This is a genomic window from Methyloversatilis sp. NSM2 (genome assembly GCF_038066675.1).
Taxonomy (GTDB): Bacteria; Pseudomonadota; Gammaproteobacteria; order Burkholderiales; family Rhodocyclaceae; genus Methyloversatilis; species Methyloversatilis discipulorum_A.
This window is the reverse complement of sequence record NZ_JBBUKV010000001.1, coordinates 200,454-216,461: the sequence shown is the minus strand read 5'-3', so window position 1 is coordinate 216,461 and position 16,008 is coordinate 200,454. Positions and strand designations below refer to the sequence as shown.

The 16,008-nt window shown below is 67.2% G+C and carries 15 protein-coding genes; 4 read left to right on the top strand and 11 right to left on the bottom strand.

Annotated features, from left to right (window positions below):
* Window positions 1-92: 92 nt before the first annotated feature.
* The 4 genes from WJU27_RS01005 to WJU27_RS00990 form a co-directional block, all read right to left on the bottom strand.
* Window positions 93-1,865: a PHA/PHB synthase family protein gene (locus tag WJU27_RS01005; RefSeq protein ID WP_341420864.1), complete on the bottom strand. Its 1,773-nt coding sequence runs from the start codon at window positions 1,863-1,865 to the stop codon at window positions 93-95.
* A gap of 32 nt (window positions 1,866-1,897) precedes the next feature.
* Window positions 1,898-2,908 carry an alpha/beta fold hydrolase gene (locus WJU27_RS01000; protein ID WP_341420863.1) on the bottom strand — a complete coding sequence of 337 codons (1,011 nt, stop codon included), beginning with the start codon at window positions 2,906-2,908 and terminating at the stop codon, window positions 1,898-1,900.
* An 89-nt stretch (window positions 2,909-2,997) separates the two neighbouring features.
* Window positions 2,998-3,255, bottom strand: coding sequence for a MoaD/ThiS family protein (locus WJU27_RS00995; RefSeq protein ID WP_020165404.1), 258 nt, complete (start codon window positions 3,253-3,255; stop codon window positions 2,998-3,000).
* Window positions 3,252-4,391 carry a WD40/YVTN/BNR-like repeat-containing protein gene (locus tag WJU27_RS00990; protein ID WP_341420862.1) on the bottom strand — a complete coding sequence of 380 codons (1,140 nt, stop codon included), beginning with the start codon at window positions 4,389-4,391 and terminating at the stop codon, window positions 3,252-3,254. Before WJU27_RS00990 ends, WJU27_RS00995 begins: the two co-directional genes overlap by 4 nt.
* A 164-nt stretch (window positions 4,392-4,555) precedes the next feature.
* On the opposite strand from WJU27_RS00990, the gene WJU27_RS00985 reads away from it, so the two are divergent.
* On the top strand, window positions 4,556-6,208 hold the full coding sequence (locus tag WJU27_RS00985; RefSeq protein WP_341420861.1) for a phospholipase D-like domain-containing protein: 1,653 nt from the start codon (window positions 4,556-4,558) through the stop codon (window positions 6,206-6,208).
* A 10-nt stretch (window positions 6,209-6,218) separates the two neighbouring features.
* On the opposite strand, the gene WJU27_RS00980 is transcribed toward WJU27_RS00985, so the two are convergent.
* Entirely contained in the window at window positions 6,219-7,061 is an 843-nt protein-coding gene (locus WJU27_RS00980) for a class I SAM-dependent methyltransferase (RefSeq protein ID WP_341420860.1), read from the bottom strand.
* A 74-nt stretch (window positions 7,062-7,135) separates the two neighbouring features.
* On the opposite strand from WJU27_RS00980, the gene WJU27_RS00975 reads away from it, so the two are divergent.
* Window positions 7,136-7,567: a helix-turn-helix domain-containing protein gene (locus tag WJU27_RS00975; protein ID WP_341420859.1), complete on the top strand. Its 432-nt coding sequence runs from the start codon at window positions 7,136-7,138 to the stop codon at window positions 7,565-7,567.
* A gap of 2 nt (window positions 7,568-7,569) precedes the next feature.
* On the opposite strand, the gene WJU27_RS00970 is transcribed toward WJU27_RS00975, so the two are convergent.
* From WJU27_RS00970 to asd, 3 genes are all read right to left on the bottom strand, one after another.
* A complete protein-coding gene (locus tag WJU27_RS00970; RefSeq protein ID WP_020165409.1) occupies window positions 7,570-8,307 on the bottom strand; it encodes an RES family NAD+ phosphorylase in 738 nt (245 codons plus the stop codon).
* Entirely contained in the window at window positions 8,304-8,699 is a 396-nt protein-coding gene (locus tag WJU27_RS00965; RefSeq protein WP_020165410.1) for an MbcA/ParS/Xre antitoxin family protein, read from the bottom strand. Before WJU27_RS00965 ends, WJU27_RS00970 begins: the two co-directional genes overlap by 4 nt.
* Before the next feature lie 115 nt (window positions 8,700-8,814).
* On the bottom strand, window positions 8,815-9,675 hold the full coding sequence (gene asd, locus WJU27_RS00960; protein ID WP_020165411.1) for an archaetidylserine decarboxylase: 861 nt from the start codon (window positions 9,673-9,675) through the stop codon (window positions 8,815-8,817).
* Window positions 9,676-9,996: 321 nt separating this feature from the next.
* Between asd and WJU27_RS00955 the strand changes: the two genes are divergently transcribed.
* Window positions 9,997-10,653, top strand: coding sequence for a PEP-CTERM sorting domain-containing protein (locus tag WJU27_RS00955; protein WP_341420858.1), 657 nt, complete (start codon window positions 9,997-9,999; stop codon window positions 10,651-10,653).
* Between the two features lie 230 nt (window positions 10,654-10,883).
* Window positions 10,884-13,421 (top strand): excinuclease ABC subunit UvrA, encoded by a 2,538-nt coding sequence (locus WJU27_RS00950; RefSeq protein WP_341420857.1) that lies wholly within the window; start codon window positions 10,884-10,886, stop codon window positions 13,419-13,421.
* A gap of 22 nt (window positions 13,422-13,443) precedes the next feature.
* Here the strand turns inward: WJU27_RS00950 and WJU27_RS00945 are convergent, their stop codons facing one another.
* The 3 genes from WJU27_RS00945 to cysD form a co-directional block, all read right to left on the bottom strand.
* Window positions 13,444-13,635, bottom strand: a complete 192-nt coding sequence (locus WJU27_RS00945; RefSeq protein ID WP_296812733.1) for a YjfB family protein — start codon at window positions 13,633-13,635, stop codon at window positions 13,444-13,446.
* Between the two features lie 92 nt (window positions 13,636-13,727).
* Window positions 13,728-15,014 (bottom strand): sulfate adenylyltransferase subunit 1, encoded by a 1,287-nt coding sequence (locus WJU27_RS00940; protein WP_341420856.1) that lies wholly within the window; start codon window positions 15,012-15,014, stop codon window positions 13,728-13,730.
* 38 nt (window positions 15,015-15,052) lie between these two features.
* A complete protein-coding gene (gene cysD, locus WJU27_RS00935; RefSeq protein ID WP_341420855.1) occupies window positions 15,053-16,003 on the bottom strand; it encodes a sulfate adenylyltransferase subunit CysD in 951 nt (316 codons plus the stop codon).
* Window positions 16,004-16,008 lie beyond the last annotated feature (5 nt).

Below are 16,008 nucleotides of genomic sequence, written 5' to 3'. Positions count from 1 at the left end.
GTTGTTGATCGGGTGGGCGGCATCATCACACGGCGACGACATGGATTTCAATCTGCATCTGCACACGCCCAGCCGACGCGGCAGCGATCGGCTCAGCGCTCCATCACATAAGCGCCCGGCGCCGGGGTCAGTTCGGGGAAATCGGCGGTAGCAGCCGGGCGGGCCTTCACCAGCTTTCCGGCACGCGGCTTGAGCCAGGCCATCCAGTCTTCCCACCAGCTGCCCGGCTGCGCGTCGTTGTGCGCGTGCCAGGCGTCGGCGCGGTCCGCACGGTGGACCTCCGCCGCACGGTAACTGCGCTTCGGCGGCGTCACGACCGGATTGACGATGCCGAGGATGTGGCCTGAACTCGACAGCACGAAGCGCTTTTCGCCCGCCAGATGACGGTGGATGCGGAAGGCCTGCTGCCACGGCGCGATGTGATCGTCCTCGGCCGCCACCGCGTACAGCGGCTGGGTGATGCGGTGCAGATCGAGCGGTTCGCCGGCCACGGTCAGCGCGTCCGGCTTGATCAGCCTGTTGTGCAGATAGAGCTCGCGCAGATACCAGCCGTGCATGGTCTGCGGCATGCGCGTGGCGTCCATGTTCCAGTACAGCACGTCGAAGGGTGGCGGCGTTTCGCCGTACAGCCAGCCATTGACGACGTAGTTCCAGATCAGGCTGTTGGAGCGCAGCAGGCGGAAGGAGGCGGCCATTTCCTTGCCATCGAGATAGCCCTTCTGCGCCATCGCGTCGCACAGCGAACGCACGCTGGATTCGTCGATGAACACCTCGATCTCGCCCGGCGCGCGGAAGTCGATCAGTGTGGTGAGCAGCGTCCAGTCGGCGACCGGCACCTCTTCGGGCGAAAAGCGGCGATTGGCCCAGGCCATGTACATCGCGAGCGCCGTGCCGCCGATGCAGTAGCCGACCGCGTGCACCTTCGGCGCGCCGGTCAGTGCGCGTGCGGTTTCGATCGCCGCATGTACGCCTTCGAGAAGGTAATCGTCGAAAGTGACGTCACGCATCGAGGCGTCAGGGTTCTTCCAGCTGGTGATGAACACGTCCAGCCCCTGGTCGAGCAGGTAGCGGATCATGCTTTTCTTCGGCGCCAGATCGAGCACGTAGAACTTGTTGATCCACGGCGTCACGATGACGACCGGTTGCGTATGCACCTTCGCCTGCGTTGGCGCGTAGTGGATCAGTTCGAGCAGACGGTTGCGCATCACCACCGCACCCGGCGTAGTCGCCAGGTTCTCGCCGACCTTGAAGTCGTCCGGGTCGGTCATGCGCACGTCGCCAGCCTTCAGGTCGTCGAGGAAGTTGCGGAAACCGCGGGCCAGGCTTTCGCCGCGGGTTTCCATCGCCTTGCGCAGCGCCACCGGATTGGTGAACAGGTAGTTGGTCGGCGCCACCGCATTGAGCCAGTTGCGCCACCAGAACGCCGCGCGCTCGCGGTCCTTCTCGGACATGCCCGGCGTGTCGTACAGCATGTCCTGGGTGTGACGGGTGAAGGCCAGATACCACTCCTTCATCAGGTCGAAGGTGGGCAGGTCGGTCCACGCCGGATCGGCGAAGCGCGCATCACCCTCGGTGACCGGAATCGGATCGGTGTCGGGCAGGCCGAGCAGCCGGTTCATCGTGTGCTGCTGCAGTCGCCACAGATCGGACGACAGGCTGACCAGCCGATCGCTCAGTTCCTTCGGATGCGCTGCCCACGCAAGCTGCGCATGCACGATGGGCGCCGTCATGCCGAAGGGGTCGGTCGATCGCGCAATGCCGTCGAGCAGTTCGTGAAAGGTCTGGTGCCACAGTTCGACCGGCCCGGCCGTGGTGGCCCCGTTTTCGGCGTCGTTCTCGTACGGGCTGCGGGAGGTGTGGTTCATGGTGCGGACTCCTGATGACATCGACCTCGCGGTCACTGTACGCCGATCGCCTGGTCGAATACCTTGCTGAACGCCTCGAAATTCTCGATGTGCGGCATATGGCCCAGGCCCGGCAGTTCGAACAGCACGGCGCCCGGAATCAGCGCCGCCGCCGTCCGGCCCAGCCGGTCGTAGCGCCCCAGTTCGTACTCGACGCCAGGACGCATCCAGTTGCGGCCCGGTCCGGTACGGTCACGCGTGCCGATGATCAGACTGACCGGCACCGACAGATCCCCGAACTCTGTCACAACAGGCTGGGTGAAGATCATGTCGTAGGTCAAGGCATTGACCCATGCGACCTGATTCCTGTCCGGTCCCTGCATCTGGCCGATCATGAAACGGGTGAGCGCCGCGTAGCGCGCGTTCCACTGACCGTCGTAATAGTTGTCGCGCTGATACTTCGCGATGCTGTCGGCCGTCTGCTTCTGTTCGACGCCGTAAAAGAAGTCGGTGTCCTTGTGCTCGACATACTTCAGGTAGTTCTCCAACCCGATCGGATTCACCAGCACCAGGCGCTGCACCGCCTGCGGGTACATCAGCGCGAAACGGCTGGCCAGCATGCCGCCCATCGAATGGCCGACGACGATGGAGCGCTCGATGCCGAGCGAGGCCATCAACGCGCGGGTGTGGCGCGCCAGCGTCGGAAAGGAATACTGGTACTGGACCGGTTTGGACGACTTGCCGAAACCGATCTGGTCCGGAATGAGCACGCCGTAGCCCAGCTTCTGCAGATGACGCGCGGTGCCCGCCCAGTAATCGGCGTTGAAGTTCTTGCCATGCAGCAAGGTGACCACCGGCTTGCCGGCTTCGCCCGGAAGATGGATGTAGGCCATTTCGAGCGATTGCCCCTGCGACGACAGCGGGAAGAACTTCACGTCGAAGGCATAGGCATAGCCGCCGAGCCGAGCGTCGTAAGACAGCGTCGACACGTCTTCGGCGCGAGCCGGGGGAGAAAGCGGCAACAGCGCCGCGAACGCGAGGGCGCACAGTCTGGGCAGGAACACTGGATTCTCCGAATTGGCACACCCCCGGTCGACGCGACGTCGCCGCCGGGGTTCCGGAGCAGTGTAGGCGAGTCGCGTGACGCCGGCGTTCAGCCGCCGCTGAGTGCCTGCACGATGACCAGTTCACCGGCGGCATCGGCCGCCTGTGCCAGATCGCGCACCTGCTGTCCGTCGACGAAGAAGCGGATGTGGCGGCGTATCCGCCCCTGTTCGTCGATCATGCGGAAGGCGATGCCCGGATACTGCAGGTCGAGCGCGGCCACCACGTCGGCCAGCGTGGCGCCGTCGGCTTCGGCGTGCGCACTTTCGGTGTAGGAACGCAGCGCACTCGGTATCAGCACCTTCATGTGCGCGGCCGCTCCGCCACCTCGACGGCGTAGATGTCGGGCAGGTGGCGCGCGATGCAGTGCCAGTGCGCGCCCTCGTCGCTGCTCGCCCACAGTTCGCCGCTGGTGGTGCCGAAGTAGAGTCCGACCGAGGGCTGAGCATCTGCCGTCATCGCCTGCCGCTTCACCGTCCACCAGGCCTGTTCAGCCGGCAGGCCGGCGTCCTGACGCTGCCATTGCTCACCACCATCGCGGGTGACGAATACAGCCGGCTTCCCGCCCGGGCTGGTGCGCGGCCACACCGCGGTGCCGTCCATCGGGAACACCCAGGCGGTGTCCGGATTGCGCGGGTGCACCACCATAGGGAAACCGATATCGCCGACCTCGGCCGGCATGCCACCGCCGATGCGCCGCCAGCGCGTGGCCGGCCGGTCGAGCCGGTAGATGCCGCAGTGGTTCTGCTGGTAGAGCCGGTCCGGGTTGGCCGGGCACAGGCGAATGCAGTGCGGGTCGTGAAAGGTCGGCTGCGTCACGTCGAAACCCTCCACCACTTCGAGACCCTCGATCAGCGGCGCGAAGCTGCGACCGGCGTCGAAGGACTCGTGCACGCCGCCGCCCGACATCGCCATATACATATGCATCGGGTCGCGCGGGTCGACGATGATGGAGTGCAGCTTGGGACCGTCCGGCGTACCGTCCTGCGCCGTACCCATCCACTCCAGATATCGCGGGTCGTCGTTGATCGATGAGCACGGCGCCCACGTATCGCCGCCATCGTCGGAGCGGAACAGGCCCTGCGGACTGGTGCCGGCGTACCAGACGCCGGGCTGGCTGGGGTGCCCCGGCGTGAGCCAGAAGGTGTGATCGACACTGCGGCCCACGCCGCCATCGACCTTCGCGAAGGCCGGCGGCCGCGCGGCCTCGCTCCATGTCTGGCCGAAGTCGGTCGAGCGGAACATGGTCGGCCCGAGGTGGCCGGTCTTGGCTGCCGCCAGCAGCGTGCGGCCGTCACGCGGATCGAGTACCAGGTGGCTGATGATGTGACCGAGAAAATGCGGGCCATCGACCCGCCAGGTCTTGCGTTCGGCGTCGCCGTGATAGAGCCAGGCGCCCTTGCGGGTGGCGACCAGCAGGGTAACTGCAGATGGGGATGACATGGGCTTTCCTCCTTGTTCCGTGAGGGGCCGCGGCGCAGCACTGTGCCGCGGGACTACCCGGTCGACGAAGCACGCACCGGCATTTCGACATCGCAGCTCGTCATCGTTGCAGCTTTCGCGCCCCGGTCGCAAGATGACGTCATCGCATCGCCCGGGGAATTCCCATGCGTGTACTGGTCACCAACGCCGGCGACGACTTCCGCGTCAAGGCCTACGCCGGCACCAGCGGCGTGCTGCTGGCGATGGACGTCGACGCATCGCGACGCGCCGGCCTGCTCGGCTTCGCGATCGAGCAGAAGGAAGGCACGAAGGAGTGGCAGTGGCTGCTGAACAGTCTCACCTTCCCCGGCCGCGCGCACACGCTGGAAAAATGGGCGGCCACCCCGAGCAATCTGGCGCCGATACAGAAATTCCGCTGGGCCGATTACAGCATCGCGCCTGGCACCCGCTGCCGCTACCGCGTACATCTGGTGTACGGCAGCGCCGAGCGGCCTGAACTGGGCGAGTCACTGGAGCTGGCCGTCACCACCGACGACGGCAAGCCCAGGGGTCATGGCGTCGTGTTCAACCGGGCGGTCGCCGCCAGCCAGGCCTTCGGCCGCAAGTTTCCCGAGCTCGACGCGCTGCTGAGTCGCCCGGAGAACAAGGACCTGCCGATCGAGAAATGGCCGGCCGCGCCGCGCGACTGGCTGCAGAACGGCCTGCTCGACCGGTTGCTCGCCTTCATCGCCCGCGCCAAGGATTCAACCTGGGCGCTGGACATCGCGATCTACGAATACGAACTGAAGGCCATCGCCAGCGCCGTGCGGGCGGCGCACCGGCGCGGCGCGCAGGTGCGCGTGCTCTATCACGGCAAGGCCGGCGACGAACAGACGGTGCAGAACGAGGCGGCGCTGAAATCGATTCCGAAGGCGAAGAAGCGGGCGCGCCTCACTTCGAAAATCTTTCACCACAAGTACATCGTGCTGAGCAAGCTCGGCCGCGGCGGCACCCGCACGCCGCGCGCCGTATTGTGCGGCAGCACCAATTTCACCGAGAACGGCGTGTACCGGCAGGCCAATGTGGTGCACACCGCCGACGACAAGGCGGTGGCGGCCGACTATCTGGCGCTGTTCGAACAGATCTGGGCCGCGCCCGGCGACGTTGCCGCCACCCGCGCGTGGATCAACGAACACAACCCGGTCGCGCCGGCCGGCCGCATCTGGACCGGCTTCTCGCCGCGCTCCGGCGGCGGCGACCTTGCCGCCTTCGCCGACCTGATAAACGGCGCCAAAAGCGACCTGCTGTTCGCCACCGCCTTCGCGCTGCCGGAACCGATACTCGACGCCCTGCTCGGCAAGGCCAACGACCAGGTGCTGCGCTACGGCATCCAGAACAGCGCCAGCCGGATTACCGGCTTCCACGCCGATCGCACCGCCGAATTCACGACGCCGGCGCTCCTCAACAGCGGTCTGGAAGGCTGGGTCAAGGAAGGTCTGCGCGGCCAGCGCGGCAACCTGCTGGTGCACCTGAAAGCCATCGTCACCGACTTCACCACCGACCATCCGGTCATCCTCAGTGGCAGCCACAACCTCAGCGCCTCGGCCAGCAGCGGCAACGACGAGAACGTCCTCGTCATCCGCGGCGACACCGACCTTGCCGACCGCTACGGTCTGGAAGTGCTGCGCTTCTACGAGCACTACCGCTTCCGCTACTACGCGAAGCTGCTGAAACTGAAGGAGGCGAAGCCGCTGTCGCCGGATGACAGCTGGGCCGACGCCTATTACCGCAGGGGCAATCTGAAGATGCTGTCCAGGCTGCGCTTCTCCGGTCGCTGAAGTGCTGCGCTCATGCGCGAGCCGATATCTCCCAGCACGCCGCCGTGAAGCGCACCATTCCGTCGTCTTTGTAGGGCCGGAAAGCTTCGTGCAGCACGTCGATCACGCGTGCGCGGGTGTCTGCGTCGGCCTGCTGCAGCGCGACCCCGACCGGGCCGAGCAGCGTGAAGTAGCGTTCGAGCTCGGCGGCGGGCAGCGCGCATTCGATGTCGAGCGGATGGATGTCGACATCCTGCCAGCTGCTGCGCACCAGCACCTCGCGTACGAAAGTCCGGTCGGCGAAGGCGAACTGGCCCGGCGCGCCCGGGCGACGCGCGGGCAAGTCGGGCAGCAGCGGTGCGGCCGCGCGCTCGGCGGTGGTCATGAAGGCGTTCTCGTCGCCGCCGCGCCAGGCGATGGCGTGCAGCGCACCGCCGCCGCGCAGCGCCGCGCGCAGGTGGGCAAACGCATCGACCGGGCGCTCGAAGAACATGACGCCGAAGCGCGACACGATGAGGTCGGCGGCGCCGGGGGCGAAGTCATGCCGTGCGGCATCGGCGCAGACGAAGCACGCGGCCGAAGCGCTGGCCAGCGCGCGGGCACGGGCCGCGGCGATCATCGGCGCCGACACATCGACACCGACGCAGTGCGCTCCGCTGTCCAGTGCCTCGGCCAGCGCCAGCGTGGTGGCGCCGGTACCGCAGCCGACGTCGATCACGCTGCGCGCGGACCTCGTCCGTGCCCCCGCGACCAGCCGTTCGGAGAAAGACGCGAACAGCGCATCGAGCAGCGGCTGTGCCTGCACCCAGGCGTCTCCGGCCGGACCGTTCCACAAAGCTGACTGCGCGTCGCCGTGCGTCGTTGAAGCATCCATCGTTTCTCTCCTGACTTGCCCGCGATGTGCGGTGTGAGCACTATGCAAATTCAAGTCGACTTGAGGTCAAGCCCATGAGCGATCTGGATATCGCCGAAGTGGCGCAACGCGCCGGCGTCACCGCGGCGACCCTGCGTTTCTACGAGGAAAAGGGGCTGATACGTTCGATCGGCCGGCGCGGTCTGCGCCGCGTATTCGGCGAGGGCGTGCTGGAAAGACTGGCCCTGATTTCGCTGGGCCGCGCCGCCGGTTTCTCGCTGGACGAGATCGGCCGCATGTTTTCGCCCGGCGGCACGCTGGATATCGACCGTGGGCTGCTGGCCGAACGCGCGGACGAAATCGAACACACGATACGCAGGCTGAGCGCGCTGCGCGACGGCCTCCGGCACGCCGCGGCCTGTCCTGCGCCCAGCCATCTGGAATGTCCGACCTTCCGCCGCATCCTGCGCGCGGCGGAATCGAAGTCGCTGATGCGACGCCTGCCTTCGCCCCGCAGGACGGTCTGAACTCAAGCCGCAGCGCGCCGCCCGAAATCGGCCGCGTCGATGCCGAACCACGCGACGCCCGGCGTCTTCTCGACGACGATGCATTCGCCGTCGAGCCGGTAAGTCAGTTGCAGGTGGTGACGCGGGCTGGACAGCACCGCCGGATTGAATACCGCAAAGTTCTCGCCCTCGGGCCGGCGCACCGACTGCACAACCAGGCCGGGATGGCCTTCGCGGTGGATGCGCGCGCCGACCGACTGCGGGAAGCTGTAATCGAGCGGATGCAGCAGATCCGGCCAGTCGGCCGTGAGCGGCCGGAAATCCAGCAATGCAGCGGCGCAGCCCACGACATAGACCTTGCGCTCGGCCGCCACCGATTCGCGCTCGAAACCGGCGTCGGCCAGCAGACCGTTGCGCCAGTGCCAGGCGGACTCATAGACCGTGGTCTCGACCGACTCCGAGCCGTACCAGACGCCGTGACGGCCGTCGGAAAAGCGGCTGGCCTGCCAGTTCTGGAAAGGCCAGGCAATGGCGTTGAACCACTCGGCGTCCTCGAACGGACGGTGCAGCACCGGCGTAGCCGAGCGGTAAGGCGGCGGCTTGGCGTCGCCCTCCACCTTCTGCGCCAGCAGCCACTCGGCCGGATCCTCGGTCAGGTCATCGAACAGGTCCTGCGAACTGCGCAGCGACACGATGTTGCGGAACACGTCGCGCTGCACCTCGGCCAGCGCGAGGCGGGCGAACAGATCGCCGAGACTCACTGGCCGCGCGCCCGATCCAGATAGGCGCGCACCATCAGCAGCCCGGCAAAGCCCCACTCCTTCACCACCTCGACCGGGGTGAGGTTGTCGAAAGCGCGGTTGCGCGTACTCATCCAGCGATAGGCGAGGTCGCGGTTCTGCGGGAACAGCAGGCGCAGGTTCTTGTGGATGCCCAGCAGATGACCGACCCGCTCGTACTGGTCGCGGCTGGTGCCGATCGGCTCGCCGCGCCGGTAGCGCGCCAGCGCCGCCCGGTTGCTGGCGGCGATGCCAAGCAGCGCGGCCTGGTCTTCGGTGCCGAGCTTCCAGTGATCGAGCAGGGTCATGATCATGCGGGCCAGTGCGCCCCGGTCTTCCGAAGCGCTGATTCCCTTGTCTGCGATGGCGCCCATGACGGCTGTCCTCCGTGATTCAGAATCAAGCTGAAGCATAGCCCATTTGTTTCGATTCACACGATATTTGTTCCCATGGAAACAAACATTCAGGAACAGCGCCCACGCAGTTGCTTCAGCGCAAGGCCTCGGCCATCGCCTCGCCCATGCGCACCGAACGGCCCGGCAACCAGTCGGCGCGGGCGCGCAGCACGCCCTTCGGGAACAGCATGACGACGGTCGAGCCGAGCAGGAAGCGGCCCATCTCCTCGCCGCGGGCGAGCCGGATGTCCTGATCGTCGTAACGCCACTCGCGCAGGGTTCCGCTGCGCGGCGGATTGATCAGCCCATGCCACACGGTCTGCATGCTGCCGACCACCATGGCGCCGACCAGTGTCAGCACGAAGGGGCCGAAGTCCGAATCGAACAGGCAGACCACGCGTTCATTGCGCGCGAACAGGCCGGGCACGCCCGCCACCGTCGCCGGGTTCACCGAGTAGAGGCTGCCCGGTACATGGACCATGCGCCGGAGCCGCCCGGCACAGGGCATGTGGATGCGGTGGTAGTCCTTCGGGCTCAGGTAGATCGAGATCGCTTCGCCGCCGTCGAAAAGATCGACCAGCGCCGCGTCTCCGCCCACCAGCGCACGTGCGCTGTAGGGGTGCCCCTTCACCTGCAGCAAGGTGTCGCCATCGAGCTGCACGCAGTCGATCACGGTGCCATCGACCGGGCTGACGAAGGGCGCGTCGGCCAGCGGACGGGCGCCTTCGCGCAGCGCGCGGGTGAAGAAATCGTTGAAGCAGGCGTAGTCCGCGGGGTCAGGCCGAGCGGCCTCGCTCATGTCCACGCCGTACTTGCGGATGAACCAGGGAATGATGCCGCGGGTCCAGGGTGCCCGCGAATTCGCCACGAATTCGGCGAAACGCGTCAGTGCCTGCTTGGGCATGCCGTGCTGGGCCAGCACGAAAAGGCGATCACGAAGATCAGGTGACGGCATTGTCGGGTCTCATGTGGGGGTGCCTCCCCGGGCGGATACGCAGGACGGGTGGCAACACGGCCGCGAGCTGCTAAACAGGAAAGCCCCGATTTTCTGGCCCCGCATATTAATTGAAGCATGGGCCACCGGCATGCGCCGCGCCCACCGATGAACGCATCGTCTGCCGGTCAGCCGGTCGCCGAACGGAATCGCCACCGCCGGTCGGATGCGCTATCGAAGCACATGTCCCGATGCTAGGCTCATAACTTCATCCAACCCGACGCCCAGGCTGGCCCACCGCAGCGTGCGGCTGCACCGGTGTCATTGAAAGAGGAGCGGAACATGAACAGAGCCACTTCGGCACTGCTTTGCCTCGGCCTGATCGCCAGTCCCTGCGCATGGTCCGCCAGCGGACAGATCGACAGCTTCGGCGCCAGCCAGACCACGGTGCAGGCCGGCAGCACGGTGGATTTCTTCGTGTCCTTCAGCGTGAACACCTCGTCGCGTAACGACGGCGGGAATGATCCGGTCGAACCCCCACCGGTCGAGGGTTACCAGGAATGGATGATGAACTGGTACTGGTACGAGGCCGAAACGGTGACGGCCGTCTACCTGCAGGCCGCCGGCCAGAACTTCAACGACTATCCCGCTGGGTCGCCCGGCAGCTCATATGCCAACGGCTGGACCTTCTCGGTACTGTTCCCGACCGCCGGCACCTTCGACATTGTCGTCGGCGGCGGATGGAGCGCCACGAACGCCATCTCTTCCGGCAGCGAGATCGCTTACCGGGATTGCATGAGCGATGGGGGCGGCGGGCTGAGCTGCTCGTCATGGCAGTACAGCTATCCGCAGTACGACGACTTCTCGTCGACCGACGGCTCATTCGATGGCAAGTCGATCACCATCAACGTCACAGCGGTGCCCGAGCCGATGACAGCCGCACTCTGGCTGGCTGGTCTCGGATGCCTGCTGACCGCCAGCCGCCGCCGGCGCCCCTGAACGGCCCGGCCTCCTCGCCAGCGGGAGGCATCAAAGCGGAACACGCGATGCGTCGGGCGCCGGAGCCCGCCGGCGACGGAAGGGAACGGCACGCGTCCGGCACAGGGCCGGGCACAATGCGACGACATGGCAACATCTTCGCCCAGGCAAGGTCTGCCTGCCGCACAGGTGTCGGCCGCCCTTACCTACCCTGTGCGGGTCCGTTTCCGTCCCATTTCCATCGCACGCGCATGAGCAAGGCCTCCTTCTCCAACCGACTCCCCGCCGCCGCCACCGTCCGCGTGCGCGGCGCCCGCGAACACAATCTGAAGGACATCGACGTCGATCTGCCGCGCGACGCGCTGGTGGCGTTTTCCGGCGTATCCGGGTCCGGCAAGTCCTCGCTCGCCTTCGGCACGCTGTATGTCGAGGCGCAGCGGCGCTATCTGGAATCGGTGGCGCCGTACGCACGCCGGCTGATCGATCAGGCCGGCGTGCCGGATGTCGACAGCATCGAGGGCCTGCCGCCGGCGGTGGCGCTGCAGCAGCAGCGCGGCACACCGGGCGCGCGCTCATCGGTGGGCAGCGTGACCACGCTGTCCAGCCTGCTGCGCCTGCTCTACTCGCGCGCCGGCCGCTACCCGGCACGCCAGCCCATGCTGCAGGCCGAGGACTTCTCGCCCAACACGCCACAGGGCGCTTGCCCGGACTGCCACGGTCTGGGGCGCGTGTTCGAGGTGAGCGAAGACACGCTGGTGCTCGATCCGTCGCTGACCATACGCGACGGTGCGGTCAGCGCCTGGCCGCCGGCCTGGCACGGCCAGAACCTGCGCGACATTCTGGTCAGCCTGGGCATAGACATCGACACGCCGTGGGCGAAGCTGCCGCGCAAGGTGCGCGACTGGATCCTGTTCACCGACGAACAGCCGGTGGTACCGGTGTATGCCGGCTTCACGCCGGAGGAAACGCGTCTCGCGCTGCGGCGGAAGATGGAGCCGAGCTATCAGGGCACCTTCACCAGCGCACGTCGCTACGTGCTGCACACCTTCGCCAGCACCCAGAGCACGCTGATGAGAAAGCGAGTGTCGCGCTACATGCGCGCGAGCGACTGCCCGGCCTGCGACGGCAAGCGGCTCAAGCGGGAAGCGCTGGCGGTCACCTTCGCCCGGCTGGACATCGGTGCACTGTCGCGCCAGCCGCTGTCCGAGGTGGCACGCCTGCTGGCACCGGCTGCCGCCGGCGAGGCGGATGCACGGCTGCCGGAGGAAAAGCGCCTCGCCGCCCAGAGGCTGGCCGGCGACGTGGTCGACCGCATCGAGGTGCTGCTGCGGCTGGGCCTGGGTTACCTGACGCTGGAACGCAGCACGCCCACGCTGTCGCCGGGCGAACTGCAGCGGCTCAGACTGGCCACCCAGCTGCGCTCGCAGCTGTTCGGCGTGGTCTATGTGCTGGACGAACCCTCCGCCGGCCTGCACCCGGCAGACGGCGAAGCGCTGTTCGACGCGCTGCTGCAGTTGAAGCAGGCCGGCAACAGCGTGTTCGTGGTCGAGCACGACCTCGACATGATCCGCCGCGCCGACTGGGTGGTCGATGTCGGCCCGGGCGCGGGCAGCGAGGGCGGACGCATCGTATACAGCGGTCCGCCCGCCGGTCTGGCCGGCGTCGCAGTGTCAGCCACTGCGCGCTTCCTGAAGTCGGATCTGCCGCCGGTGCGCACACCGCGAACGCCATCAGGCTGGCTGGCGCTGCACGACGTGAGCCGCAACAACCTGCTGCGGCTGGACGCGCGCATTCCGCTCGGCGTGCTGTGCGCGGTGACCGGCCTGTCCGGCTCCGGCAAGTCCAGCCTGATCAGCCAGGCTCTTGTCGAACTGGTGGCCGAACACCTGGGCCACGTGGTCGAAGCGGAGTCCGAACACGACGACGGCGAGCAGCCGCCGGTCGACAGTGCGCCGACCGAAGGCCGGCTGGGCGAAGGCGCGGACGCGATCCGCCGGCTGGTGCGCATAGACCAGAAGCCGATCGGCCGCACGCCGCGCTCCAACCTCGCCACCTATACCGGACTGTTCGACGAGGTGCGCAAGCTGTTCGCGCAGACGCCGGCTGCCCGCAAGCGCGGCTACGACGCCGGGCGCTTCTCGTTCAACGTGGCCAAGGGCCGCTGCCCGACCTGCGAGGGCGAAGGCTTCGTCAGCGTCGAACTGCTGTTCATGCCCGGCGTGTACGCGCCCTGCGCCGACTGCCACGGCACCCGCTACAACCCGGCCACGCTGGCCGTGTGCTGGCAGGGCCGCAACATCGCCGAGGTGCTGGACCTCACCGTCGATCAGGCCGTGGAGGTGTTTGCGGACGAACCCCGGGTGCGCGCCCCGCTCACGCTGCTGAGCCGGCTCGGCCTGGGCTATCTGCGGCTGGGCCAGCCGGCGACCGAACTGTCGGGCGGCGAGGCGCAGCGCATCAAGCTCGCCACCGAACTTCAGCGCAGCGGACGAGGCGGCACGCTTTACGTGCTGGACGAACCGACCACCGGCCTGCATCCGGCCGACGTCGAACGCCTGCTCGTCCAGCTCGAAGTACTGGTCGACGCCGGCAACAGCGTGGTGCTGGTCGAACACGACATGCGGCTGGTGGCGCGCGCGGACTGGGTGATCGACATGGGGCCGGGCGCCGGCGCCGAGGGCGGGCGCATCGTCGCCGAGGGACTGCCGGCCGACGTGGCAAAGGCGAAAGGCAGCCGCACCGCGCCCTATCTGCGGCGGGCACTGGAAGGCGGGCGCGGGAAAGAGTGAGAGGTCCGCTCGGACCCCAGTCTCAGGCGTAGGTATCGATGATGTTCTTGCTGGCGGGCGGCGCAGGCTGAGGGGTCGGCAGTGCCTGCAGCAGTTGCGCGGCGTTCGACGCCTGAATGTCCAGTGCCTTTCTGAGCACCAGGGTGCCGGCGGCGTCGGCCACCTTCTGCTGCGACATCGAGGTAGCGGCGCTGGCGATTGCGGAAACGTCCATGTGATCTCTCCTGCGCCGACGACCGGCGCGCAGACAGTCTTAACGACCTGCAGCGCGCCGGCTTGAACGCGGACCGATCACTGCCGCTCGCATCACGCCGCGGCGTCAGCGTCCGCCACGATCATGCCCGCGCCCACCGTGTTGTAGGTACTGTCGTCGATGACGACGAAAGCACCGGTCGAACGGTTCTGCACATAAGGATCGGCGAACACCGGATGCGCCAGCTTGAAGCGCACGCGGGCGATGTCGTTCATCACCAGCCGTTCGGCGGGCATACGCTCCAGTGTATTCACGTCGAGCCGATGATCGATGGCCACCAGCTTCGCCCTGACCTCGCGCGTCGTATGGCGGATCAGGTAGGTGCGGGCGCGGTCCATCGGCAGATCCGACAGCCAGCACAGGTCTGCGCTGATCTGGCGCAGCACCTGCGGCGCTTGCCCGGGCGCCACGATCATGTCGCCGCGCGACACGTCGATGTCGTCATCGAGCAGCAGCGCGACCGACTGTTCGGCGCCGGCGTGCGCAAGCGCTTCGCCGCCGATCTCGATGGCGCGGACCGTGGTGCTCAGGCCGGAGGGCAGCACGCTCACCGTATCGCCGACCGCGATGCGTCCGGCCTCGACCCGGCCCATGAAGCCGCGGTAATCGTGCAACGCAGGATTCGCCGCGTCCTGCGGACGGCAGACCCACTGCACCGGAAAGCGGAACGGGTGGGCGTGCGGTGCCACCGCTGCCGGCGCGCTTTCCAGCATCTCCATCAGCGTGGGCCCGTCGTACCAGTGGAGGTGTTCGCCACGGTCGACCACCATGTCGCCGCGCAGGGCGGACATCGGCACGAAGCGCGCCTGCCCGAAGCCGACGCCGGCCGCGAACGCGAGGAAGTCGTCGCGGATGCGCTCGAACACCGGCTGCGCGAAGTCGACCAGATCCATCTTGTTCACCGCCACCACCAGCTGCGGTATGCCGAGCATCGCCGCCAGCTGCGCATGGCGACGGGTCTGCGTCAGCACGCCGCGGCGCGCGTCGATCAGGATGATGGCCAGATCGGCGGTCGACGCAGCGGTGACCATGTTGCGCGTGTACTGCTCGTGCCCCGGCGCATCGGCGATGATGAACTTGCGCCGGCCCGACGAGAAATAGCGGTAGGCGACATCGATGGTGATGCCCTGTTCGCGCTCCGCCTGCAGACCGTCGGTCAGCAGCGACAGGTCGATCGCTTCCATGCCGCGGCGTGCCGACGTGCGCTCGATCGCCTGCAGCGTGTCGGCGAGGATGGCCCGGCTGTCGTGCAGCAGGCGGCCGATCAGCGTGCTCTTGCCGTCGTCCACGCTGCCGCAGGTCAGGAAGCGCAGCAGGCCCTTGTCTTCAGATGTACTCATATGCGGTCCTCGATGACCGGTCGCAGCGCGGCCGGTGCTCAGAAATAGCCTTCACGCTTGCGCTGTTCCATCGACGCGTCGCCGGTCTGATCGTCCAGTCGCGTGGCACCACGTTCGGTCAGGTCGGTGCTCGCGGTTTCGATAAGGATGCGCGCGACGGTATCGGCATCCGACTCGACCGGCGCCGTGCAGGAAATGTCGCCGACAGTGCGGAAACGCACCCGCCGTAAGACGACCTGCTCACCAGGCCGCGGCAGGCTGGTCAGTTCGCCGCTGGCCAGCGGCACGTTCACCGGCACCGGCAGACCGTTGCGCAGCACCACCTCGCGCTCGTGCGCGAAATAGATGGACGGCAAGGCCAGCCGCTCGCGCTCTATGTATTGCCAGACGTCGAGTTCGGTCCAGTTCGAGATCGGAAAGGCGCGCACGTTTTCGCCCACATGGGTGCGGGCGTTGTAGAGGTTCCACAGTTCGGGGCGCTGGTTCTTCGGATCCCACTGACCGAATTCGTCGCGGAAACTCATGATGCGTTCCTTGGCGCGCGCCTTCTCCTCGTCACGCCGGGCGCCGCCGATGCAGCCGTCGAAGCCGAACTCCTCGATCGCTTCAAGCAGCGTGACCGACTGGTGCCGGTTTCGCGATTCGTCGGCGTGCTTGAGTACGACCGAACCGCGACGGATCGAATCCTCGACCGAACGCACGATGAGCCGCTCGCCCAGTTCGGCGGCGCGGCGGTCGCGGAACTCGATCACCTCGCGATAGTTGTGGCCGGTGTCGATGTGCAGCAGAGGGAAGGGGAAGCGACCGGGCCGGAAGGCCTTCTCGGCGATGCGCAGCAGGCAGACCGAATCCTTGCCGCCGGAGAACAGCAGCGCCGGGCGGGCGCACTGGCCGGCCACCTCGCGCATGATGTGGATGGCCTCGGCCTCCAGCCAGTCCAGATGCGACAGGCTGGCGTCGTCGCGCAGTGTGGGTACGGGTGCATTCATGACAG